Origin of the sequence: Streptomyces omiyaensis, from assembly GCF_014650895.1 — a bacterium.
Lineage (GTDB): Bacteria > Actinomycetota > Actinomycetes > Streptomycetales > Streptomycetaceae > Streptomyces > Streptomyces omiyaensis.
Genome location: NZ_BMVV01000001.1, coordinates 377,020 through 397,576, shown reverse-complemented (window position 1 = coordinate 397,576; position 20,557 = coordinate 377,020). Strand labels below are relative to the sequence as shown.

Below are 20,557 nucleotides of genomic sequence, written 5' to 3'. Positions count from 1 at the left end.
ACGTGAAGGCCCGCACCCGTGCCGCGGCACTCCTGCTGACCCCGTTCTTCCTGCTCTTCACCGCGGTGCTGGTGGTGCCGATCGGATACGCGGTCTGGCTGAGCCTCTTCACCGAGAAGCAGTCCGGACTGGGCTTCGGCGGCTCCGAGACCGTCTTCACCGGACTCGGCAACTACGCCGCGGCACTGGGTGACCGGGCCTTCCGCGACGGATTCGGCCTCCTGCTCGGCTACTGCCTGCTCTACGTGCCGCTGATGCTCGGCGGCGCCCTCGGCCTCGCCCTCCTCCTCGACACCGCCCTCGCCCGCGCCCGCCGCTTCTTCCAGCTCGCGCTCTTCCTGCCGCACGCCGTGCCCGGCATCATCGCCGCCCTGATCTGGGTCTACCTCTACACGCCCCAGCTCAGCCCGGTCGTCCGGGCGATGGAGGCCGGCGGGATCGGCTTCGACTTCTTCTCCCCCGAGGGCGCCCTGCCCTCCGTCGTCAACATCGCCCTGTGGGAATGGCTCGGCTACAACCTGATCATCTTCTACGCCGCCCTCCAGGCCATCGACCGCTCCGTCCTCGAAGCCGCCACCGTCGACGGGGCCGGCGCCTGGCGCACCGCCTTCTCCGTGAAGATCCCGCTGCTCCGCGGCTCGCTCGCGATGGTCGCCCTCTTCACCGTCATCGGCTCCCTCCAGCTCTTCACCGAACCGCTGATCCTCAGCAGGGGCACGGGCTCCGCCGTCACCTCCACCTGGACGCCGAACATGTACGCGTACTCCGCCGCCTTCGACCGCAACGACTACGGCCTGGCCGCGGCCGCCTCGATCCTGCTGGCCCTGACGGCCGCGCTGCTGTCCTTCGCGGTGACCCGCCTCACCCGGGACCGGAAGGAGAAGGCCGCGTGACCGCCTCCCGCTGGCTGTCGAGGACCGCCGTCAACGGCGTCCTCCTCCTCGCCACCTGCTACATGCTCTTCCCGCTCGTCTGGCTGCTCACCGCCGCCACCAAGGACGCCGGAGGACTCCTCGCCGGGAACGCCTTCTCCTTCGAGGGCTTCGACCTCGGCGGCAACCTCGCCCGGCTCGCCGAGCACCACGACGGCGTCTACTTCCGCTGGTACCTCAACAGCCTCCTCTACGCCGGGATCGGCGCCGCCGCCTGCGCGCTGATCAGCGTGGCCGCCGGATACGCCTTCCACGTCTACGACTTCCGCGGCAAGGAGAAGCTCTTCGGCCTCGTCCTCCTCGGCGTCCTCGTCCCCACCACCGCCCTCGCCCTGCCGATGTACCTGCTCGCCAGCGAGATCGGCATCGTCAACACCTACGCCGCCGTCCTCCTCCCGGTCCTCGTCAACCCCTTCGGGGTCTACCTCTCCCGGGTGCTGTGCGCCGCCTACGTCCCCGGGGAGGCCCTGGAGGCCGCCCGGATCGACGGCGCCGGGGAGATGCGGGTCTTCTGGTCGATCGGACTGCGCACGGTCATGCCGGGCTTCGTGACCGTCTTCCTCTTCCAGTTCACCGCCGTCTGGAACAACTTCTTCCTGCCCCTGGTGATGCTCTCCGACCAGAAGCTCTTCCCGCTGAGCCTCGGCCTCTACGCCTGGAACAGCAACGCCCACGCCGAACCCGGCTACTACCCGCTCGTCGTCACCGGCTCGCTGCTCGCCGTCGTCCCCCTCGTCCTCGCCTTCGTCTCGCTCCAGCGCCACTGGAAGGCCGGTCTGACCGCCGGCAGCGTCAAGTGAGGAGCCCAGGTCCCCCCATGCGCCCGACCGCCGACAACCGCCCTCCCCTCCTGCTCGCGATGGGCCCCGGCGTCTCCGAACGCCTCCTCACCGACGCCCACCGGGCCCGCCTCGCCGCCCTCACCCGCACCGACCCGCGGCTGATCGCCCACGACCTGACCGCCCCCGACCCGCGCACCGCCGCCGCCCTCGCCGAGGCCGAACTCCTCCTCACCTGCTGGGGCGCCACCCCGCTCACCCCGGAGGTGCTGGCCCGCGCACCGCGCCTCAAGGCCGTGGTGCACGCGGCCGGCTCGGTCAAGCACCACATCACCGACGCCTGCTGGGAGCGCGGCCTGCGGGTCACCAGCGCGGCCGCCGCCAACGCCCTGCCCGTCGCCGAGTACACCCTCGCCGCGATCCTCTTCGCCGGGAAGCGGGTGCTGCGCTCGGCCCGGCGGTACGCCGAACTCCGCTCCGGCCACGGCTGGCTCGCCGAGTCCGCCGCCTGGGGCAACTACCGCCGCACGGTCGGCATCGTCGGCGCCTCCCGCATCGGCCGCCGGGTCGTGGAGCTGCTGCGCCCCTTCGACCTGGAAGTGCTGCTCTACGACCCCTACCTGACGGTCCCGCCGGCCGGCGCGTCCCTCGCCGGCCTGGACGAACTCTGCTCCCGCAGCTCGGTCGTCTCCGTGCACGCGCCCCAACTCCCCTCCACGTACCGGATGATCGGGGCCCGGCAGCTCGCCGCCCTGCCCGACGGCGCCACCCTGGTCAACACCTCCCGGGGCTCCCTGATCGACGAGGACGCCCTCCTCCCCCACCTCGCCTCGGGCCGCCTGCACGCGGTGCTCGACGTGACCGAACCCGAACTCCCGCCCCCGGACTCCCCCCTCTACAGCCTCCCCAACGTCCTGCTCACCCCGCACATCGCGGGCTCGCTCGGCAACGAGCTGCACCGGATGACCGACCAGGCGCTGGACGAGGTCGCCCGCTACACCCGGGGCGAGCCCTTCGCGGAGGAGGTCAGGGCCGCCGACCTGGGACGCTCCGCCTAGGGCGGCCTAGACTGGAGGGGTCCATCCGCGGCTTCGCCGGTCGGAGGCGGCCATGACCTTCGTGCAGATCATCGATTGCAGGACGAGCCGGGTCGAGGAGCTCAACCGGCTCATGGACCGGTGGGTCGAGCAGACCCGGGGGAAACGGACCGCCACCCACAGCATCGTCGGGACCGACCGGTCCGACGCCTCGCACGTCGTGGAGATCGTCGAGTTCCCCTCGTACGACGTGGCGATGCGCAACTCGCAGCTGCCGGAGACCGACCGGATCTTCCGGGAGATGGTCGCCCTCTGTGACGAGATGCCGACCTTCACCGACCTGGACGTGGTCCGGGACGAGGCGCTGTACAAGGCGAACGCGCGGCAGATGTTCGAGCGGTTCGCGAACGGGTCGGACCTGGCGCTGCTCGACGGCCTGCTGGCCGAGGGGTACCACGACCACGATCCGGCGAACCCGGTGGCCACCCTCGGGATGGACGCGGTCCGGCGCGAGGTGGAGCAGTGGCGCGCGGGCTTCGACTTCGCGTTCACGGTCGAGGACCAGATCGCCGACGGCGACCGGGTGTGCACCCGGTGGAGCTGGAAGGGGACCCACGTCGGCGACTTCATGGGCCTCCAGCCGACGGGGATGGAGGTCACCATGACCGGGACCACCATCCACCGCTTCCGCGACGACGGGAAGATCGTCGAGGGCTGGTGGCAGTACGACCTGCTCGGGCTGATGGGACAGCTCGGCGCGGTGGAGGACTGAGGAACGCTCCGGCGGGACCCGGGAAACGGGCGAGGCCCGGTGCTCCCGCGACGGGAGCACCGGGCCTCGTGACGCGCGGGGCGTCAGGGGTCAGTGGGAGTGACCGTGACCGTGGCCGTGGCCGTGGTCCGCCGGCTCCTCCTCCTTCTTCTCCACCACGAGGGTCTCGGTGGTGAGGAGCAGGGAGGCGATGGAGGCGGCGTTCTCCAGGGCGGAGCGGGTGACCTTGACCGGGTCGATGACGCCGGCCTTGACCAGGTCGCCGTACTCGCCGGTGGCGGCGTTGAAGCCCTGGCCCTTGTCGAGCTCGGAGACCTTGGAGGTGATGACGTAGCCCTCCAGGCCGGCGTTCTCGGCGATCCAGCGGAGCGGCTCGACGGCGGCGCGGCGGACGACGGAGACACCGGTGGCCTCGTCGCCGGTCTTGCCGAGGTTGTCCTCCAGGACCTTCACGGCGTGGACGAGCGCGGAACCGCCACCGGAGACGATGCCCTCCTCGACCGCGGCGCGGGTCGCGGAGATGGCGTCCTCCAGACGGTGCTTCTTCTCCTTCAGCTCCACCTCGGTGGCGGCGCCGACCTTGATGACGCACACGCCGCCGGCCAGCTTCGCGAGGCGCTCCTGGAGCTTCTCGCGGTCCCAGTCGGAGTCCGTGGTCTCGATCTCGGCCTTGATCTGCGCGACGCGGCCCGCGACGTCCTCGGACTTGCCGCCACCGTCGACGATGGTGGTGTCGTCCTTGGAGACGGTCACGCGGCGGGCGGTGCCCAGCACGTCCAGACCGGCCTGGTCGAGCTTGAGGCCGACCTCCTCGGCGATGACGGTGGCACCGGTGAGGGTGGCCATGTCCTGGAGCATCGCCTTGCGGCGGTCGCCGAAGCCGGGCGCCTTGACGGCGACGGCGTTGAAGGTGCCGCGGATCTTGTTGACGACGAGGGTGGAGAGCGCCTCGCCCTCGACGTCCTCGGCGATGATCAGGAGCGGCTTGGAGCCACCGGCCTGGATGACCTTCTCCAGGAGGGGCAGCAGGTCCTGGATCGAGGAGATCTTGCCCTGGTTGATCAGGATGTACGGGTCGTCGAGGACGGCCTCCATGCGCTCCTGGTCGGAGACCATGTACGGCGAGAGGTAGCCCTTGTCGAAGGCCATGCCCTCGGTGAACTCCAGCTCCAGGCCGAAGGTGTTGGACTCCTCGACGGTGATGACACCGTCCTTGCCGACCTTGTCCATGGCCTCGGCGATGAGCTCGCCGACCTGCTGGTCCTGGGCCGAGAGGGCGGCGACGGCGGCGATGTCGGACTTGTCGTCGATCGGGCGCGCGGTGGCGAGCAGCTCGTCGGAGACGGCCTTGACCGCGGCGTCGATGCCCTTCTTCAGGGCGGCCGGGGAAGCGCCGGCGGCGACGTTGCGCAGACCCTCGCGGACGAGCGCCTGGGCGAGCACGGTGGCGGTGGTGGTGCCGTCACCCGCGATGTCGTTGGTCTTGGTCGCCACCTCCTTGACGAGCTGGGCGCCGAGGTTCTCGTACGGGTCCTCGATCTCGACCTCGCGGGCGATCGTGACACCGTCGTTGGTGATGGTGGGGGCGCCGAACTTCTTGTCGATGACGACGTTGCGGCCCTTGGGGCCGATCGTCACCTTCACCGTGTCGGCCAGCTTGTTGACGCCGCGCTCAAGGGCGCGACGGGCGTCCTCGTCGAACTTCAGGATCTTCGCCATGGGAGCGATTCAGCCCTCTCGGAAATCGTGTGGGTAAAACCGACCGCGCCCCTGGACGCCCAAGAGATCAAGGGGTCAGGGGCGCGGTTCAAAGCGGTACGGCGTCTTACTTCTCGATGATCGCGAGCACGTCGCGGGCCGAGAGGACGAGGTACTCGTCGCCGTTGTACTTCACCTCGGTGCCGCCGTACTTGCTGTAGAGCACGACGTCGCCGACCTTCACGTCGAGCGGAAGGCGCTCGCCGTTCTCGAAGCGGCCCGGGCCCACGGCGAGGACGGCGCCCTCCTGGGGCTTCTCCTTCGCGGTGTCCGGGATGACCAGGCCGGAGGCCGTGGTCTGCTCGGCGTCGAGCGGCTGGACCACGATGCGGTCCTCAAGCGGCTTGATGGCAACCTTGGAGCTGGCGGTCGTCACGATCCGACCTCCCCCTTCGGAGATCTCGCGGGGTTAACTTTCTGGGGTCGCGACCAGCTGGATCCGTCGTCGCGGGTGCCGGACCTGCCCGTCGCTTTCCTGGCACTCTCCGGTGGGGAGTGCCAGAGCCGAGACTATGACCGCGATTAGCACTCGGTCAAGCGGAGTGCCAATTCCTCACTCCGTGGCGGCCTCCGCGCGGACGGCGGAGCCGGCCGGGGCGCGGTCGCCGACGCGCTCGACCGCCTTGCGGCCGAGGCGTTCGAGCGGGTCGACGGCGGAGGCGCAGCCGGTGAGGCCGAGGAGGAGGACGGCGACCACCAGCGGCCGCAGGCGGCTCATACGTAGTCCTCCAGCCGGCCGACCGCGTACCCCTTGGACGTGATCACGTTCATCACCCGACGGATCATGTCCGGCATGCTGCCCTTCCAGTCCTCCTCGCCGCGGAAGTGGGTGAGGACGATGTCGCCGGGGTGCAGGTCGCGGTCCCACTCGCGCCACTCCATGTGGTCGGGGAAGGCCTCGGAGGCCCAGAGCGGGACGGCCTTGACGCCGCAGGACTTCGCGGCGCGCAGGGTGTCCTCGTTGTAGTTGCCGTACGGGGGGCGGAAGAGCTCGGGGCGCTTGCCGTACTTCTTCTCGATGACGTCCTGCATCCCGCAGATCTCCCGCTTCTGGCGCGCGTAGGAGAGCCCGGGCAGGTACTTGTGGTTCAGCGTGTGGTTGTGGAGGGCGACCCCGCGCGGCTGCGACTTCTGCATCTTCGCGAAGTAGCCGTAGTCGTCGCTGACGACGTAGTCGCTGAGGAAGGCGCTGTAGGGGATGTCCAGCTCCCGCATCATGCGGATGAGCTCGGGGTCCTTCTCGGCGCCGTCGTCGATCGTCAGGAAGACGACCTTCTCCTTGGTGGGGACGGTGGTGAAGACGGGCGGGAGTCCCTCGCCGTCGGTCTCGAAGCCCTTCCGGGTGGTGATCCTCGGCTTGGTCCTCGGCGGGGCGGGCGCTTCGAGGGGGGTCAGCCGGAGGCCCCACTTCTTCGCGGCGACGGCCCGGGCGGCCCGCCGCTCCGCCAGCGCGGCCTTCTTCTCCGCGGCGAGCCGGGCCGCGGTCTTCGCCGGGGCCTGCTGTCCCGCGGCGGGGGCGGGGGCGCCGCCGGCGCCCGGCGCGGAGCCCTCGGAGCAGGCGGCGGTGGAGGTGAGCGCGGCGACGAGGAGCGCGGCCCCCAGGGCACGGCGCGAGCCACCCTTTGTCATCATTTCTTCCTTTTGTCGTACGACCGGTATGGCGCCGCATCCTGTCAGCGCGACCCGCCCGCCCGGCCGCGACACCGCCGTACCGGCCCCACGGTCCCCCGCCCGGCCCACAGGGAGAATGGAACGGTGACCGACCTCGCCGCCTTCGCCGCCCTGCTCGCCCCCGAGGGCCAGACGCTCCTCGCCGCCCTGCGCGACTACGACCCCGCCCAGGAGCTGGCGGTCGCCTCCCGGCTGCGCCGCGACCACCCCGCCGAGCTGGTCTCGGCGGCCCTCGGACAGGCCCGGCTGCGACAGCGCGCGGTGGCGAAGTTCGGCGCCGAGGACGCCCACCGCATGTACTTCACGCCGAACGGCGTCGAGCAGTCGACCCGGGCCGCCGTCGGCGCCTACCGCGCGGCCCGCCTCAAGGCCCTCGGCGTCGGCTCGGTCGCCGACCTCTGCTCCGGGATCGGCGGCGACGCGCTCGCGCTGGCCCGCGCCGGCATCTCCGTCCTCGCCGTCGACCGCGACCCGCTCACCGCCGAGGTCGCCCGCGCCAACGCCGCCGCGCTCGGCCTCGACGGTCTGATCGAGGTCCGCTGCGCCGATGTCACCGAGATCGACACCAGCCCCCACGACGCCGTCTTCGTCGACCCGGCGCGGCGCGGCGGCCGGGGCCGCGTCTTCGACCCGGAGGCCTACTCCCCGCCGCTCTCCTGGGCCGTCGAGGCCGCCCGCAAGGCCCCGCGCGCGGCCCTGAAGATCGCCCCGGGCATCCCGCACGAGACCGTCCCCGCCGAGGCCGAGGCCGAGTGGATCTCGGACGGCGGCGACGTGAAGGAGGCGGTCCTCTGGTTCGGCACGGAGCCGGGCGCCCGGCGCGCCACCCTCCTGCCGTCCGGGGCGGGCCTCGTCGGCCGCGGCCTGCCCGACCCGGCGGTCCGCCCCGTCGGCCGCTACCTCTACGAGCCCGACGGCGCCGTCATCCGCGCCCACCTGGTCGCCGAGGTCGCCGAGGAGCTGGGCGGCGGGCTGATCGACGCCACGATCGCCTACGTCACCGCCGACGCCCTGACCCCCACCCCGTACGCCTCCGCCTACGAGATCACCGACGAACTCCCCTTCAACCTCAAGAAGCTGAAGGCCCTGCTGCGCGAACGCGAGGTGGGCACGCTGACGGTGAAGAAGCGCGGCTCGGCCGTCGAGCCCGAGGAGATCCGGCGGAAGGTGAAGCCCAAGGGCCCCCACTCCGCGACGGTGCTGCTCACCCGGGTCGCGGGGGCTCCGACGATGCTGATCGGGCACCCCGTGCGGCCGGAGCGACCCTGATCGCCATGCGGTAGTGCCCGGCCGCCTTGAAGAGCCCGATCAGGCCGTTGATCCAGAGGATGAGCGCGACGCCCATGCCGTAGGCGACGAAGCCGTGGCCGCCGTCCTGCGGGGTCGCACCGGCCGGCACGGCGAAGCCGAGCCACAGTCCGAGGCCGCACAGGAGGGCGGAGAGCAGCATCCAGCAGACGCTCGGGACCGGCCGCCGCAGCCGCGCGTCCGCCGCCCCGTCCCGGTCCAGCGCGACCCAGGCGGCGAGCCGTTCGCGCGCCACGCGGTCCTGCCGCACCCCGCGCACGGCCAGCCAGACGCCGGGCACCATGACGCCGGCGCCGAGGACGGCGGCGACCAGGCCGATGAAGAAGGTGATCGGGTCGAGGAGCGCGCCGCCGAGGTCGACGAGGAGCACGCCCACCATGCCCCAGCCGAGCTGGAGCAGCAGCACCGAGCCGGCGAACAGCGCGAACCGCCCGCCGCCGAGCAGCCGGCGCCCCAGCGCGTCGAGCGCCAGCGCCCGGTCCGCGAGCCGCGCGTCCCGGTGGGGCCAGCTCCGGAGCTCGGCGGGCGGGGGCGGCGGGGGCAGGGGCGTGCGCGGCGACATGCCCAGCACCCTAGGTGATGGCCCCGGCGGGACGCCGTCTAGGCCGTCCCTTCCGGATCCTGCCGGGCCCGGGCCAGCAGCAGGTCCCGCTCGCTCTCGTTGCGGGTGAGCTCCGCCGCCCGCGCGAAGGCGGCGCGCGCCTCGTCCGCGCGGCCGAGCCGGGCGAGCAGGTCGCCGCGGACGCTCGGCAGCAGGTGGTAGCGGGCCAGGGCGGGTTCGGCGGCGAGGGCGTCGACCAGGCGCAGGGCCGCGGCGGGTCCCTCGGTCATCGAGACGGCCACCGCCCGGTTCAGCTCGACCACCGGTGACGGGGCGAGCTCCATCAGCCGCCCGTACAGTCCGGCGATCACCGTCCAGTCCGTCTCCTCGTAGGAACCGGCCCGCGCGTGGCAGGCGGCGATGGCGGCCTGGAGGGCGTAGGGGCCGTAGGAGCGGCCGTCCCCGGCCCGGGCGAGGGCGGCGCAGCCGCGCCGGACGAGGAGGCGGTTCCAGCGCCGCCGGTCCTGCTCGGCGAGGAGCACCGGCCGGCCGCCGGGGCCGGTGCGGGCGGGGGTGCGGGAGGCCTGGAGTTCGAGGAGGGCGGCGAGGCCGTGCACCTCGCTCTCGCCCGGCATGAGGGCGGCGAGGCCGCGGGCCAGCCGGAGCGCGTCCTCGCAGAGCGCGGGCCGCAGCAGGTCGTCGCCGGCGGTGGCGGCGTACCCCTCGTTGAAGACCAGGTAGACGACCTCCAGGACGGAGCCGAGCCGGGCCTCCCGCTCCGCGCCGTACGGCACCTCGAACTCCACGCCCGCCTTCGCGAGGGCGCGTTTGGCGCGGGTGATCCGGGCGGCGACGGTCGCCTCGGGGGCGAGGAAGGCGCGGGCGATCTCGTCCGTCCGCAGTCCGCAGACGAGCCGCAGGGTGAGCGCCGCCCGGGCCTCGGCGGACAGCACCGGGTGGCAGGTGGTGAAGACGAGCCGGAGCACGTCGTCGTCGATGTCGCCGGGGCCGGAGGGTTCGGGGTCGTACGACTCCTCCGGCAGCGTCCGGCCGACCTCGGCGAGCTTGCGCGCGTAGGTCTCGCGGCGCCGCACGAGGTCGACGGCGCGGTGCTTGGCGGTGGCCGTCAGCCAGGCGCCCGGGTTCTCCGGGACGCCCTCCCGCGGCCACTGCTCCAGCGCGGCGACGAGCGCGTCCTGGGCCAGCTCCTCGGCGATGCCGACGTCCCGGACGGTCCGCGCCACCGTGGCGACGATCCTCGCGGACTCCATCCGGAAGACCGTCTCCAGCGTGCTCTCCACCGTCACGTCCCCATGACAGCACGGGACGGGTCAGTCCTCCGGCATCTCCTCGACCTCGCGGACCTCCAGGCCGACCTTCCAGTGCGGCGGGTGGGCGGCGAGGAACCGCTTGCCCCACTCGACGGCCTCGGCCATGTCCTTGCACTGGAGCATCGCGTAGCCGCCGACGACCTCCTTGGTCTCGGTGAAGGGCCCGTCGGTGCAGGAGAGCCTCCCGCCCGACCAGGTGATCCGGGTGGACTCGGCGGTCGGCCGGAGCCCGGCGGTGTCGACCATGACGCCGGCCTTGGTGATCTCCTCGAAGAGGGCGCCCATCCGCTCCTCGAAGCCGGGGTCGGCGCTCTCCATGTCGATGGCGTCAGGGGTGTTCTCCTCGATGCGGACGAGGGAGAGGAAGCGGGGCACGGTGACTCCTGGGGGTGCGGTGGCGGGGCCGTTCCCCGCCTTCCACACATACGTCGAACGGGCCGGGGCCGCATCGACACCCCGCCCGGGGAATTCCTAGACGTAGTCCTCCAGGCGGGCCACGGTGAAGCCCTGTTCCTGGATCCTGCGGAGCATCGTGGCGGTCATCTCGGTCATCGTGCGGCCCTTGAGCTCGGCGGGACCGCGGAAGTGGGCGAGGACGATGTCGCCGGGGTGGAGCTTCCGGTCGCCGCGCTGGTACTGCATGTTCTTGATCTGCATGGACTCGCGCCACAGGACGATCGCGTCGACCCCGCACGTCCCGGCGGCGGCGCGGGTGGCCTCGTTCCAGTTGCCGAAGGGCGGCCGGAAGAGGCGCGGGGCGGTGCCGTACCGCTCGCGCAGCCTCTCCTGCTGGCCGCATATCTCGCGCCGCTGGGCCTCCGGGCCGAGGGCGGGCAGGTTCGGGTGGGTGAGGGTGTGGTTGGCGACGCCGTGGCCCTGGGCGACGAGCGGGTCGAAGTAGCCGTAGTCCCCGCTGATCACCGAGTCGGTGAGGAACATCGTGAAGGGCACGTCCAGCTCGTCCATCATCCGCACGAACCCGGGGTCCTTCTCGGCCCCGTCGTCGATGGTGAGGAAGACGACCTTGTCCTCGACCGGGATGTCGCTGACCACCGGCACCGGGCCGCCGGGCGCCCGCCGCACCGGCTTGACGGCGGGCGGGGCGGGCGGCGCGGCGAGGGGCTTCAGCCCCCACTTCCGGTACGCGGCGGCCCGGGCGGCCCCGGGGGCCTGCGCCGGCTCCGGGGCGGTGGCCCCGGCCGTGGGCGTCGCCGGGGGCCGGACGGCCGACGGCGGGGCGGGGGCCGTGCAGCCCGTCATCAGGAGGGCCGCGGCGCTCAGGGCCGCCCACGCCGCGATCTGCTTCTTCACGGGCTGTGGGATGCCCGTACGGCCCGAAAGGTTGCGCGAGCCTCGAACGAACCGGCTATTCGACCGATTCGAAGCGCCAGCGGTGGACCGGACGGGTGATCAGCTCCGCGTCCGGCTCCGGCAGCTCCGGAAGCTCGGCGTCGAGGCCGTCCGCCTCCCACCAGGTGAGGACCAGGACCCGGTCCTGCGGGGCCCGGAGGACCTCCCGGCGCAGCGGCTCGCGCGCCAGCACCCGGGACCGGGCCCACTCCAGGAGCTCGGGGCCCCGGCCCTGCACGGCCCGGGCCTCCCACATCAGGGCGACCCTCACGAGTAGAGGTTCTCCTTGCTGATCTCGTGCACGTGGTCGTGGTCGTGCGCGGGGGCGCGGCCCGGCACGTGCGGGTCCGTCACCGGCAGCGAGGAGTCCGCCGAGAGCTCCAGGTCGGAGGCGGCCCGGCCCCGCGCGACCATCTCCGAGCCGAGCGCGGCGACCATGGCGCCGTTGTCGGTGCACAGGCCCGGACGGGGCACCCGGAGCCGGATCCCGGCCCGCTCGCAGCGCTCCTCGGCGAGGGCCCGCAGCCGCGAGTTGGCCGCCACGCCGCCGCCGATCATCAGGTGGTCGACGCCCTCGTCCTTGCAGGCCCGGACGGCCTTGCGGGTGAGGACGTCGACGACGGCCTCCTGGAAGGAGGCGGCCACGTCGCGCACCGGCACCTCCTCGCCCGCCGCCCGCTTCGCCTCGATCCAGCGGGCCACCGCGGTCTTGAGCCCCGAGAAGGAGAAGTCGTACGCCGGGTCCTTGGCGCCGCTCAGACCGCGCGGGAACGCGATCGCGGCCGGGTCGCCCTCCCGGGCCAGCCGGTCGATGACCGGGCCGCCGGGGAAGCCCAGGTCGAGGACCCGGGCGATCTTGTCGAAGGCCTCGCCGGCGGCGTCGTCGATGGTGGCGCCCAGCGGCCGCACGTCGGCGGTGATGTCCGTGGAGAGCAGCAGCGAGGAGTGCCCGCCGGAGACGAGCAGCGCCATCGTCGGCTCGGGCAGCCGGCCGTGCTCCAGCTGGTCGACGCAGATGTGCGAGGCCAGGTGGTTGACGCCGTAGAGCGGCTTGCCCAGGGCGTAGGCGTACGCCTTGGCGGCGGAGACGCCGACGAGGAGGGCGCCCGCGAGGCCGGGGCCCGCGGTGACCGCGATGCCGTCCAGGTCCTTCGCCGAGACGCCCGCGGTCTTCAGGGCCCGCTCGATCGTCGGGACCATCGCCTCCAGGTGCGCCCGGGAGGCGATCTCGGGCACCACGCCGCCGAAGCGGGCGTGGGTGTCGACGCTGGAGGCCACGGCGTCGGCGAGCAGGGTGGTGCCGTGGACGATGCCGACGCCGGTCTCGTCGCAGGAGGTCTCGATGCCGAGCACCAGCGGTTCGTCAGCAGCCATCAGATCTCAGTCCCCGTTCCTTGAACGATCAGTCGCATCACGAGCGCGTCGACGTTGCCCGGCTGGTAGTAGCCGCGCCGGAAGCCGATGGGCTCGAAGCCGAAGCGCTCGTACAGCTTCTGCGCCCGGGTGTTGTCCACGCGCACTTCGAGCAGGACCTCGTCGCACTCGAAGGCCGTGGCGTGTTGGAGGAGGTCGGTGAGGAGCCGGGCGCCGAGCCCGGTCCCCCACTGGTCGCGGGCGACGGCGATGGTCTGGACGTCGCCGAGTCCACCCGCCGCCGCCAGGCCCGCGTACCCGGCCAGCCTGGCGGTGCCGTCCGGCGAGGTCTCCTCGGCGACGACGTACCGCCGGGTGGCCCGGGGCCCGCGCGCGTGCGCGAGCTCGGACCAGAACATCCCCTCCGACCAGGCGTCCTCGGGGAAGAGGTCGGCCTCCAGGGCGAGCACCTCCGGCAGGTCCCACCAGCGCATCTCGCGCAGGACGGCGCCGCCGGCCACCGCTGCCCCGGTCACTGGGGGGTGACCACCTTGTAGTTCTTCGGCACCTGGGCGTCCGGCCGCCGCAGGTACATCGGCTGCGGGTCGAGGAAGCCCCCGCCGCCCGCCGCGAGCCGCTCCGCCGCGAGCGCCGCGAGGGCCCCGGCGGACTGGTGCTCGGGGCCGCGGGCGTCGGGGAAGGCGTCCGGGTAGAGCAGCGCGCCCGCGCCGACGACGGGCAGCCCGGCGAGCCGCTCGGCGATCTCGGCGGGACGGTCGACGGAGGCGTCGGTGACCCGGGTGCGGGCGTCGTCGTAGCGCGCCCAGTAGACCTCCTTGCGGCGGGCGTCCGTCGCCACCGCGAAGGGCCCCTCGATGCCGGAGGCGTACGCCAGTCCGTCGAGGGTGCACAGGCCGTGCACGGGCACCCCGCCGAGGGCGGAGGAGAAGGCGGCGGCGGTGACGAGCCCGACCCGGAGGCCGGTGTAGGGGCCGGGGCCGACGCCGACCACGATCCCGGTCACCGCGTCGAGCGCGGTCCCGGCCTCCTTGAGGACCCGGTCGACGGCGGGGAGCAGCAGCTCCCCGTGGCGGCGGGCGTCGACTCGGGTCGACTCGGCGACGACGGCCGTGCCGTCGTGGAGGGCGACGGTGACGGCGGGGGTGGCGGTATCCATGGCGAGCAACAGCACGCGAACAGCCTACGGCGCCACGAGCGGGCGATGCGGCGCGCGGCCGTCCGGGGGCCCTGCTGCTACCGTCAGGCCCGACAGCGCGTCAGGCTCGGCACGTACGTACGAAGAGGTGGAGACGGTGGCAAGGAGCAGCTCGGGATTCGTGGCCGGGCTCACCGCGGCGGCCGTCGCCGCGGTCGCCTTCCTCGCCTACCAGGCGTCGGCGAGCGTGCCGGCGGACCTCGCGGAGCCCTCGCGGACGCCCGGCGCGGTCGCGCCGTCGGCGTCGGCGCCGGCCGGGGCGAAGAAGCCGGCCGCGAACCCGCTGACGGTGCCGGCGGCGTCGGGGACCGGCGAGCGCGTCGTGTACGCCCTGGCGGAGCGCCGCGTATGGCTGGTCGGCGCGAAGAACAAGGCGCTCCGGACCTTCCTGGTGGCGCCGAGCTCGGTGAGCCCGGCGCCGGGGGCGTACGCGGTGACCTCCCGGTCGGGGTCGGTGACCGGCTCCGACGGCGTGCAGATCGAGCACGTGGTGCGCTTCGCGACGGTGGAGGACGTGACGGTCGGCTTCAGCGCGGCGCTGGACGGCTCGATGCCGGCGGCGGACCCGTCGAAGAAGACCGGCGGCATCCGGATGAAGCGGGCGGACGGCGACGCGCTGTGGACCTTCGCGTCGATCGGCGCGAAGGTCGTCGTCGTCCCCTGAACCGTCCCCCGGGCCGCCCCCGGGGTCGTCCCTGACGCACGGCGGGAGCCCCCGTCCCGGCGGTTTGCCGCAACCCGGCGTCCGGGCTGCGCGGCCTCGTCCCGGGTTACGCGGCCTCGTCCCGCAGCTCCGGCTCCGGTTCCTCCGCCTCGGGCGGGAGGGCGGGCCGCGGCGGGGTCGAGACGGCGCTGGCCGCGGCACAGGAGGCCAGCAGTTCACTCATCGAGACGCGCTCCTCGGCGGTGCGGTCGTCGCGCTCCGGCATCTGCGTCGCCATGCATGCCTCCCGTAGGTTAGGTTCACCTAACCAGCTCGTCCCTCCATGTCACCACGGGGCGGAGCGGCGGCGCAACATTTTCCCGACATGCTGTCGGAACCTACGGACGTTCACAGCGACGCGAGGTCCTCGCCGGCCCAGCGTCCGCCGATCCCCCGCAGCACGACCGAGCGCCGGTCGTCGTCGGTGTCGCCGGTGACGCGGTGGATGAGCACGTGCAGCCGGTCGTCGGTCAGCTCCTCGACCTTGCCGTCGCCCCACTCCACGACCACCACGGACTCGGGCAGCGAGACGTCGAGGTCCAGGTCCTCCATCTCGTCGAGCCCGCCGCCGAGCCGGTAGGCGTCGACGTGCACCAGGGCGGGACCGCCGACGAGCGAGGGGTGGACGCGGGCGATGACGAAGGTCGGCGAGGTGACCGCGCCCCGCACGCCCAGGCCCTCGCCCAGGCCGCGGGTGAGCGTGGTCTTCCCGGCGCCCAGCTCGCCGGTGAGCATGACGAGGTCGCCGGGGCGGAGGATCTTCGCGAGACGGCGGCCGAGCTCCTGCATCCGCTCGGGGGAGTCGACGGAGAGGGTGGCGCCGGAGACGGGCGGGTGCGCTGCTTCCATACCCGCCAACCTATCCGTTCCCGGACCCCTCCCCGGGCGGCACCGCCCCGGCCCGGGCCAGCAGGCCGGTGAGGGCGCCGGTGACGGCCCCGGGCCGCTCCAGCATCACCAGGTGGCCGGCGTCGGGGACGACGTCGAGCACCGCGCCGGGCAGCTCGGCGGCGATGGCCTCGGTGTGGGAGGCCGGGGTGACGAGGTCCTGGTCGCCGGCGAGGGCCAGCACCGGCAGGTCGCGGAAGGCGGCGAGGGCGAGCCGCTTGTCGTGCGCGGCGAAGGCGGGATAGAACTCGGCGACCACGTCGACCGGGGTCGACTCGATCATCCGCTCGGCGAAGCGGACGACGGCCGGGTCCACGTCCGGCGAGGCGAAGGAGTACTTCTTCACCAGCCCGGCGAAGAGGTCGGCGGTGGCCCGGCGCCCCTTCTCCACCAGCTCGGCCTGGGCACCGAGGGCCCGCAGCACGCCCGGCAGGACCCGCCGGACGGCGTCGACCCCGGCGCGCGGCAGCCCGTAGGAGACCTCCTCCAGGCGGCCCGACGAGGTGCCGACGAAGGCGGCGCCGACGACCCGGTCGCGGACCAGCTCCGGGTACCGCTCCGCGAGCGCCATGACCGTCATGCCGCCCATCGAGTGCCCGACGAGGACGAGCGGCCCCTCGGGCGCGGCGGCGTCGATGACGGCCCGCAGGTCGCGCCCGAGCCGGTCGATGGTGACGGGCAGCCCGTCGGGTCCCGCCTGCGAGGCGCCCCGGGCCGAACGGCCGTGCCCGCGCTGGTCCCAGTAGACGGCGCGGACCCGGCCGCGCAGGGCGGCCCGCTGGTAGTGCCAGGAGTCCTGGCTGAGGCAGAAGCCGTGGGAGAAGACGACCGTGACCGGGGCGGGTCCGAGGCCGCCGGTCCCGCCGGCCTCGCGGAGCCCTTCGGTCCCGTCGATCTCGTCGAGCTCGTCGATCTCGTAGGCCAGCGCGGTGCCGTCGTCCGCGAGGGCGCGGCCGGTGGTGCCCCGGAGGGTGCCGTACGGGCCGGTGGCGTCCAGCGCGAGCCGCGCCTTGCGGCGTACCGAGCGGCCGACCGTCAGGCGCTCGACCGCCACACCGGCCGCCGCGCCGGCGGCCAGCACGCCCAGCGCCGCACCGGCGAACCCCGCGCGCCGCCAGCCGCTTCCCCCGGCCCCCTCCCCCACGGCGGGCTACTCCCCCACGTAGACGCGCGGCACGCGCGCGCCGATCCGGGTGACGATCTCGTACGCGATGGTGTCGGCGGCCTCCGCCCAGTCCTGGGCCGTCGGCTCGCCGTGCTCGCCGGAGCCGAAGAGGACGGCCTCGGTGCCGGGCGCGGGCCGGTCGCCGCCGAGGTCCACCACGAACTGGTCCATGGCGACCCGCCCGGCGACCGTGCGGATCCTCCCGTCGACGAGGACCGGGCCGCGCCCCGAGGCGTGCCGGGGGACGCCGTCGGCGTAGCCCACCGGGATCAGGCCGAGGGTGGTCTCGCCGGCCGTGACGTAGTGGTGCCCGTAGGAGACGCCGTGGCCGGACGGCACCTCCTTGACGAGGGCGACGCCCGCCTTCAGCGACATCACCGGGCGCAGGCCGAGCTCCGCGGAGGTGCCGAGCTCGGGCGCGGGCGAGACGCCGTACATCGCGATGCCGGGCCGGACCAGGTCGAAGTGGGTCTCGGGCAGGGTGAGGGTGGCCGGCGAGTTGGCGATGTGGCGGACCTCGGGTTCGATCCCGGCCTTCTCCGCGTAGTCGAGCATCGAGCGGAAGACGTCGAGCTGGGCGGTGATCGACGGGTGTCCCGGTTCGTCCGCGCAAGCGAAGTGGGACCAGAGCCCGGTGACCTTGACCAGGCCCTCCTTCTCGGCCTTCAGGGCCTCGGCGACGAGCGCGGGCCAGTCGGCCGGCTGGCAGCCGTTGCGGCCGAGGCCGGTGTCGGCCTTCAGCTGGACGCGGGCCGTGCCGCCGGTGCGGCGGGCGGCGGCGGTGACCTCGTCGAGCGCCCAGCGGCCGCTCACCGCCATGTCGAGCCCGGCCTCGATGCCGGCGTCCCACGGGTCGCCCGGCGTCCACAGCCAGCACAGCACGGGGACGCCGGTGATCCCGGCGGCGCGCAGCGCCAGCGCCTCCTGGGGGGTGGCCGTGCCGAGCCAGTCCGCGCCCGCGTCGAGGGCGGCGCGGGCGCAGCGCTCGGCGCCGTGTCCGTACGCGTCGGCCTTGACCACGGCCATCACGCGGACGTGGGGGGCGACGCGGGCGCGCAGCGCGCGCACGTTGGCGCGCAGCGCCCCCAGGTCGATCTCGGCGCGGGCTCGGCGGGGCGGGAGTGCTGTCTCAGTCATCGCGCCCAGTCTCTCAGGTGGCCGCCGCCCCGGGCCGCTTCCCCCGGATGTAGACCCGGTCACCCTCGCGCGGGACGGACCGGGGCCTTCTCGGCGTTCCGGTGCCCCGGGGGCGCGCGGCGGCGGCTTCCGGCGCCCCGGCGGCCGCTCCGCGGACACCGCGGGAGCCCCGCCCGCCGCCGGCGGACCGGGAGGAGGCCACCGGCGTGTCCCGCACCGCGGCGCTCCTCCCGCCGCCCGCACGACACCCGTCCGGCGCACGACGCCCGTCCGGTGCGCGGCACCCGTCCGGTGCGCGGCACCCGTCCGGTGCGCGGCACCCGTCCGGTGCGCGGCCGGTACCGGACGGCGGTACCGGCCGGGACCCGCCGGGGTCAGGGCTCCCGGATGTCCCGCCAGGCCGCGGGGAGCGCGTCGGCGACCCCGCTCGCGGTGATCGGGCCGCCCGCGCCGGCGGCCCGGCGGGCGGCGAGCCCGTGCAGGTAGGCGGCGCAGGAGGCGGCGTCGACGGGGTCGAGTCCGGCGGCGAGGAGGGAGCCGGCCAGGCCGGACAGGACGTCGCCGGAGCCCGCGGTGGCGAGCCAGGGGGTGCCGGTCGGGTTGACCCGGACCGGGCCGGTGCCGCCGGGCCCGCAGACGAGGGTGGTGGAGCCCTTGAGGAGGACCGTGGCGCCGTAGCGGGCGGCGAGTGCGCGGACGGCGGCGAGCCGGCCGGCCTCCACGGCCGCCCGGTCGGTGCCGAGGAGGGCCGCCGCCTCGCCCGCGTGCGGGGTGAGCAGGGTGGGCGCGGACCGCTCCCGTACGGCCCCGGGGGTCACGTGGCGCAGCCCGTCGGCGTCGACCAGGACGGGTACGTCGGCGGCGAGGACGTGCCCCATCGCCGTCTCCGGGTCGGACCCCTCGCCGATCCCCGGTCCGGCGACCCACGCCTGGACCCGCCCGGCGGCGTCCCACGGGCCGGTGTGGACCAGGACCTCGGGGTGGGCCCGGACGACCATGTCGCCGACCCGGCCGAGGTAGCGGACGGCCCCGGCGCCGCCGCGCAGCGCCCCCGCAACGGCGAGCACGGCCGCGCCCCGGTAGCGGTCGGAGCCGGCGTACACGCCGACGACCCCGCGCCGGTACTTGTCGCTCTCCGCGCCGGGTTCGGGCAGCAGCCGGGCCACGTCCTGGTGCTGGAGGGCCTCCAGGCCGGGGATCGCGGGCAGGTACGGGCCGAGGCCGATGTCCACGAGCCGCAGGGCGCCCGCGTACTCCCGGGCGGGGTCGACGAGCAGTCCGGGCTTGTACGCGCCGAAGGTGACGGTCGCGTCGGCGCGCAGGGCCTCGCCGTCGACCTCCCCCGTGTCGGCGTCGACGCCGCTGGGCAGGTCGACGGCGACGACGACCGCGTCGGAGCCGCGCGCGGCCCGGGCGACCGGCACGGCCTCGGGGCGCAGCCCGCCGCGCCCGCCGATGCCGGTGATGCCGTCGAGGACGAGGTCGGCGGCGGCCAGCGCCTCGTACGGGTCCTCGGTGACCCGCCCACCGGCGGCCCGGAGCGCGGCGAGTCCGGCGCCGTGGGCGCGGCCGCCGAGCAGGACGGCGGTGACCCCTGCGCCGCGCCGGGCGAGCCGGGCGCCGGCGTAGAGGGCGTCGCCGCCGTTGTCGCCGCTGCCGACGAGGAGGACGACCCGGGACCCGTACACCCGGCCCTTGCCGAGCAGCGAGCAGCAGGCGGCGGCGAGTCCGGCGGCGGCCCGCCGCATCAGCGCGCCGTCGGGCAGCAGCGCCATCAGCTCGGCCTCGGCGGCACGGACGGTCTCCACGGGGTGAGCGGTACGCATGGGCAGCAGTCTGCCCCAGGTCCGGGGCGGCCGCCCGGGAGGGCCTGCCGGGGACGCCGCCCCGCGGGACGCGCGGGGCGCGGGGGGCGTGCGCCAAAGGGCTTCCGCAAAGCGCGGGTTGACGCCCCCTCACAGATCGACTGCGGAGCGGTCACCCGGACGGCCCGCAGGACACCCCCGGAACCGGCCCCTACCCCGACGCCGACACCGACGGGCGAGCCCACCGGCGAGCCCACCGGGGAGCCCACCGGGGAGGAGACAGCCCCCTGGAACCTGTCGGGGGACACGAGCCCCGCGCGCGGCACACGCGTCCGCCGCCGGCCCCGGCGGTCGCGCGCGGCGCGGAGCGGGGCCCGGTACCGCCTCCCCGCGGCCGGGCCCCGCTCCCGTGTCCGTCCGCCCCGGCGGGGGGGCTCACCCCTCGGCGATCACCACCGCCGAGGCCACGCCCGCGTCGTGGCTCAGCGAGACGTGCCACTGCTTCACGCCCAGCTCGGCCGCGCGGGCCGCCACCGTGCCGCTCACCCGCAGCCGGGGCTGGCCGGTGGACTCGGCGTACACCTCGGCGTCCGTCCAGTGCAGGTTCCCCGGCGCCCCGAGCGCCTTCGCCAGCGCCTCCTTCGCGGCGAACCGCGCCGCGAGGGAGGCCGGGCCGCGGCGCTCCCCGCTCGGCAGCAGCAGCTCCTCGCGCACGAAGAGCCGCTCCAGCAGACCGGGCGTCCGCTCCATGGACGCGGCGAACCGGTCGATCTCCGCCACGTCGATCCCCACCCCGATGATCATCTCTCTC

Annotated in this window: 24 protein-coding genes; 6 read left to right on the top strand and 18 right to left on the bottom strand. The window is 74.4% G+C overall.

The annotated features are described in order from the left end of the window. The first annotated feature begins 2 nt into the window (after window positions 1-2). Genes IE287_RS01995 through IE287_RS01980 form a run of 4 tightly spaced genes read left to right on the top strand, consistent with a single transcriptional unit; the run spans window position 3 to window position 3,520 of the window. Entirely contained in the window at window positions 3-893 is an 891-nt protein-coding gene (locus IE287_RS01995) for a carbohydrate ABC transporter permease (RefSeq protein WP_189847076.1), read from the top strand. Further along, window positions 890-1,732 carry a carbohydrate ABC transporter permease gene (locus IE287_RS01990; RefSeq protein WP_229883225.1) on the top strand — a complete coding sequence of 281 codons (843 nt, stop codon included), beginning with the start codon at window positions 890-892 and terminating at the stop codon, window positions 1,730-1,732. Before IE287_RS01995 ends, IE287_RS01990 begins: the two co-directional genes overlap by 4 nt. 17 nt (window positions 1,733-1,749) lie before the next feature. Continuing rightward, entirely contained in the window at window positions 1,750-2,769 is a 1,020-nt protein-coding gene (locus IE287_RS01985; protein WP_189847075.1) for a hydroxyacid dehydrogenase, read from the top strand. A 52-nt stretch (window positions 2,770-2,821) separates the two neighbouring features. Next, a complete protein-coding gene (locus tag IE287_RS01980) occupies window positions 2,822-3,520 on the top strand; it encodes an ester cyclase (protein WP_189847074.1) in 699 nt (232 codons plus the stop codon). Window positions 3,521-3,610: 90 nt separating this feature from the next. On the opposite strand, the gene groL is transcribed toward IE287_RS01980, so the two are convergent. The 4 genes from groL to IE287_RS01960 all read right to left on the bottom strand — a co-directional run bounded on the left by groL (window position 3,611) and on the right by IE287_RS01960 (window position 6,907). Continuing rightward, window positions 3,611-5,239 (bottom strand): chaperonin GroEL, encoded by a 1,629-nt coding sequence (groL, locus tag IE287_RS01975; protein WP_189847073.1) that lies wholly within the window; start codon window positions 5,237-5,239, stop codon window positions 3,611-3,613. Between the two features lie 106 nt (window positions 5,240-5,345). Beyond that, window positions 5,346-5,654 carry a co-chaperone GroES gene (groES, locus tag IE287_RS01970; protein ID WP_004955293.1) on the bottom strand — a complete coding sequence of 103 codons (309 nt, stop codon included), beginning with the start codon at window positions 5,652-5,654 and terminating at the stop codon, window positions 5,346-5,348. A gap of 177 nt (window positions 5,655-5,831) precedes the next feature. After that, window positions 5,832-5,996, bottom strand: coding sequence for a hypothetical protein (locus IE287_RS01965; protein WP_189847072.1), 165 nt, complete (start codon window positions 5,994-5,996; stop codon window positions 5,832-5,834). Further along, complete coding sequence (locus tag IE287_RS01960) at window positions 5,993-6,907, bottom strand: polysaccharide deacetylase family protein (RefSeq protein ID WP_189847273.1); 915 nt, start codon at window positions 6,905-6,907, stop codon at window positions 5,993-5,995. The genes IE287_RS01965 and IE287_RS01960 overlap by 4 nt, the downstream gene beginning before the upstream one ends. A gap of 126 nt (window positions 6,908-7,033) precedes the next feature. On the opposite strand from IE287_RS01960, the gene IE287_RS01955 reads away from it, so the two are divergent. After that, a complete protein-coding gene (locus IE287_RS01955; RefSeq protein WP_189847071.1) occupies window positions 7,034-8,218 on the top strand; it encodes a THUMP-like domain-containing protein in 1,185 nt (394 codons plus the stop codon). On the opposite strand, the gene IE287_RS01950 is transcribed toward IE287_RS01955, so the two are convergent. From IE287_RS01950 to tsaB, 8 genes are all read right to left on the bottom strand, one after another. Next, the gene (locus tag IE287_RS01950) at window positions 8,154-8,819 is read right to left on the bottom strand and encodes a hypothetical protein (RefSeq protein WP_189847070.1); all 666 of its coding nucleotides are present in this window, start codon (window positions 8,817-8,819) and stop codon (window positions 8,154-8,156) included. The two genes, IE287_RS01955 and IE287_RS01950, sit on opposite strands and share 65 nt — an antisense overlap. A gap of 38 nt (window positions 8,820-8,857) precedes the next feature. Beyond that, window positions 8,858-10,069 (bottom strand): RNA polymerase sigma factor, encoded by a 1,212-nt coding sequence (locus IE287_RS01945; protein ID WP_189847272.1) that lies wholly within the window; start codon window positions 10,067-10,069, stop codon window positions 8,858-8,860. A 60-nt stretch (window positions 10,070-10,129) separates the two neighbouring features. Further along, window positions 10,130-10,504 (bottom strand): YciI family protein, encoded by a 375-nt coding sequence (locus IE287_RS01940; protein ID WP_189847069.1) that lies wholly within the window; start codon window positions 10,502-10,504, stop codon window positions 10,130-10,132. A gap of 96 nt (window positions 10,505-10,600) precedes the next feature. Beyond that, on the bottom strand, window positions 10,601-11,440 hold the full coding sequence (locus IE287_RS01935) for a polysaccharide deacetylase family protein (RefSeq protein ID WP_189847068.1): 840 nt from the start codon (window positions 11,438-11,440) through the stop codon (window positions 10,601-10,603). A gap of 55 nt (window positions 11,441-11,495) precedes the next feature. Next, window positions 11,496-11,750 carry a hypothetical protein gene (locus IE287_RS01930; protein ID WP_189847067.1) on the bottom strand — a complete coding sequence of 85 codons (255 nt, stop codon included), beginning with the start codon at window positions 11,748-11,750 and terminating at the stop codon, window positions 11,496-11,498. Next, complete coding sequence (gene tsaD / locus IE287_RS01925) at window positions 11,747-12,853, bottom strand: tRNA (adenosine(37)-N6)-threonylcarbamoyltransferase complex transferase subunit TsaD (protein WP_189847066.1); 1,107 nt, start codon at window positions 12,851-12,853, stop codon at window positions 11,747-11,749. The genes IE287_RS01930 and tsaD overlap by 4 nt, the downstream gene beginning before the upstream one ends. After that, on the bottom strand, window positions 12,853-13,326 hold the full coding sequence (gene rimI, locus IE287_RS01920; protein WP_189847271.1) for a ribosomal protein S18-alanine N-acetyltransferase: 474 nt from the start codon (window positions 13,324-13,326) through the stop codon (window positions 12,853-12,855). Before rimI ends, tsaD begins: the two co-directional genes overlap by 1 nt. 38 nt (window positions 13,327-13,364) lie before the next feature. After that, on the bottom strand, window positions 13,365-14,024 hold the full coding sequence (tsaB, locus tag IE287_RS01915) for a tRNA (adenosine(37)-N6)-threonylcarbamoyltransferase complex dimerization subunit type 1 TsaB (RefSeq protein WP_189847065.1): 660 nt from the start codon (window positions 14,022-14,024) through the stop codon (window positions 13,365-13,367). Between the two features lie 121 nt (window positions 14,025-14,145). On the opposite strand from tsaB, the gene IE287_RS01910 reads away from it, so the two are divergent. Continuing rightward, window positions 14,146-14,712 carry a hypothetical protein gene (locus IE287_RS01910; protein WP_189847064.1) on the top strand — a complete coding sequence of 189 codons (567 nt, stop codon included), beginning with the start codon at window positions 14,146-14,148 and terminating at the stop codon, window positions 14,710-14,712. Window positions 14,713-14,818: 106 nt separating this feature from the next. Here the strand turns inward: IE287_RS01910 and IE287_RS01905 are convergent, their stop codons facing one another. The 6 genes from IE287_RS01905 to IE287_RS01880 all read right to left on the bottom strand — a co-directional run bounded on the left by IE287_RS01905 (window position 14,819) and on the right by IE287_RS01880 (window position 20,550). After that, window positions 14,819-14,989 carry a hypothetical protein gene (locus tag IE287_RS01905; protein ID WP_189847286.1) on the bottom strand — a complete coding sequence of 57 codons (171 nt, stop codon included), beginning with the start codon at window positions 14,987-14,989 and terminating at the stop codon, window positions 14,819-14,821. A gap of 110 nt (window positions 14,990-15,099) precedes the next feature. Further along, entirely contained in the window at window positions 15,100-15,600 is a 501-nt protein-coding gene (gene tsaE / locus IE287_RS01900; RefSeq protein ID WP_189847063.1) for a tRNA (adenosine(37)-N6)-threonylcarbamoyltransferase complex ATPase subunit type 1 TsaE, read from the bottom strand. A gap of 10 nt (window positions 15,601-15,610) precedes the next feature. Next, window positions 15,611-16,783: an alpha/beta fold hydrolase gene (locus tag IE287_RS01895; protein WP_189847062.1), complete on the bottom strand. Its 1,173-nt coding sequence runs from the start codon at window positions 16,781-16,783 to the stop codon at window positions 15,611-15,613. 6 nt (window positions 16,784-16,789) lie between these two features. After that, window positions 16,790-17,941, bottom strand: a complete 1,152-nt coding sequence (gene alr, locus IE287_RS01890; protein WP_189847061.1) for an alanine racemase — start codon at window positions 17,939-17,941, stop codon at window positions 16,790-16,792. A 374-nt stretch (window positions 17,942-18,315) separates the two neighbouring features. Then, complete coding sequence (locus IE287_RS01885; protein ID WP_189847060.1) at window positions 18,316-19,767, bottom strand: NAD(P)H-hydrate dehydratase; 1,452 nt, start codon at window positions 19,765-19,767, stop codon at window positions 18,316-18,318. Window positions 19,768-20,181: 414 nt separating this feature from the next. Continuing rightward, window positions 20,182-20,550 (bottom strand): holo-ACP synthase, encoded by a 369-nt coding sequence (locus tag IE287_RS01880; protein WP_189847059.1) that lies wholly within the window; start codon window positions 20,548-20,550, stop codon window positions 20,182-20,184. Window positions 20,551-20,557 lie beyond the last annotated feature (7 nt).

What these genes read in the sequence shown, in the direction of transcription:
- IE287_RS01985 (WP_189847075.1), top strand. Translation starts at nt 1,750, where the DNA reads ATGCGCCCGACCGCCGACAACCGCCCTCCCCTCCTGCTCGCGATGGGC.
- tsaD (WP_189847066.1), bottom strand. Translation starts at nt 12,853, where the DNA reads ATGGCTGCTGACGAACCGCTGGTGCTCGGCATCGAGACCTCCTGCGAC.
- IE287_RS01960 (WP_189847273.1), bottom strand. Translation starts at nt 6,907, where the DNA reads ATGACAAAGGGTGGCTCGCGCCGTGCCCTGGGGGCCGCGCTCCTCGTC.
- IE287_RS01965 (WP_189847072.1), bottom strand. Translation starts at nt 5,996, where the DNA reads ATGAGCCGCCTGCGGCCGCTGGTGGTCGCCGTCCTCCTCCTCGGCCTC.
- IE287_RS01880 (WP_189847059.1), bottom strand. Translation starts at nt 20,550, where the DNA reads ATGATCATCGGGGTGGGGATCGACGTGGCGGAGATCGACCGGTTCGCC.
- IE287_RS01905 (WP_189847286.1), bottom strand. Translation starts at nt 14,989, where the DNA reads ATGGCGACGCAGATGCCGGAGCGCGACGACCGCACCGCCGAGGAGCGC.
- IE287_RS01885 (WP_189847060.1), bottom strand. Translation starts at nt 19,767, where the DNA reads ATGCGTACCGCTCACCCCGTGGAGACCGTCCGTGCCGCCGAGGCCGAG.
- alr (WP_189847061.1), bottom strand. Translation starts at nt 17,941, where the DNA reads ATGACTGAGACAGCACTCCCGCCCCGCCGAGCCCGCGCCGAGATCGAC.
- IE287_RS01950 (WP_189847070.1), bottom strand. Translation starts at nt 8,819, where the DNA reads ATGTCGCCGCGCACGCCCCTGCCCCCGCCGCCCCCGCCCGCCGAGCTC.
- IE287_RS01980 (WP_189847074.1), top strand. Translation starts at nt 2,822, where the DNA reads ATGACCTTCGTGCAGATCATCGATTGCAGGACGAGCCGGGTCGAGGAG.
- tsaE (WP_189847063.1), bottom strand. Translation starts at nt 15,600, where the DNA reads ATGGAAGCAGCGCACCCGCCCGTCTCCGGCGCCACCCTCTCCGTCGAC.
- groL (WP_189847073.1), bottom strand. Translation starts at nt 5,239, where the DNA reads ATGGCGAAGATCCTGAAGTTCGACGAGGACGCCCGTCGCGCCCTTGAG.
- rimI (WP_189847271.1), bottom strand. Translation starts at nt 13,326, where the DNA reads ATGCGCTGGTGGGACCTGCCGGAGGTGCTCGCCCTGGAGGCCGACCTC.
- IE287_RS01945 (WP_189847272.1), bottom strand. Translation starts at nt 10,069, where the DNA reads ATGGAGTCCGCGAGGATCGTCGCCACGGTGGCGCGGACCGTCCGGGAC.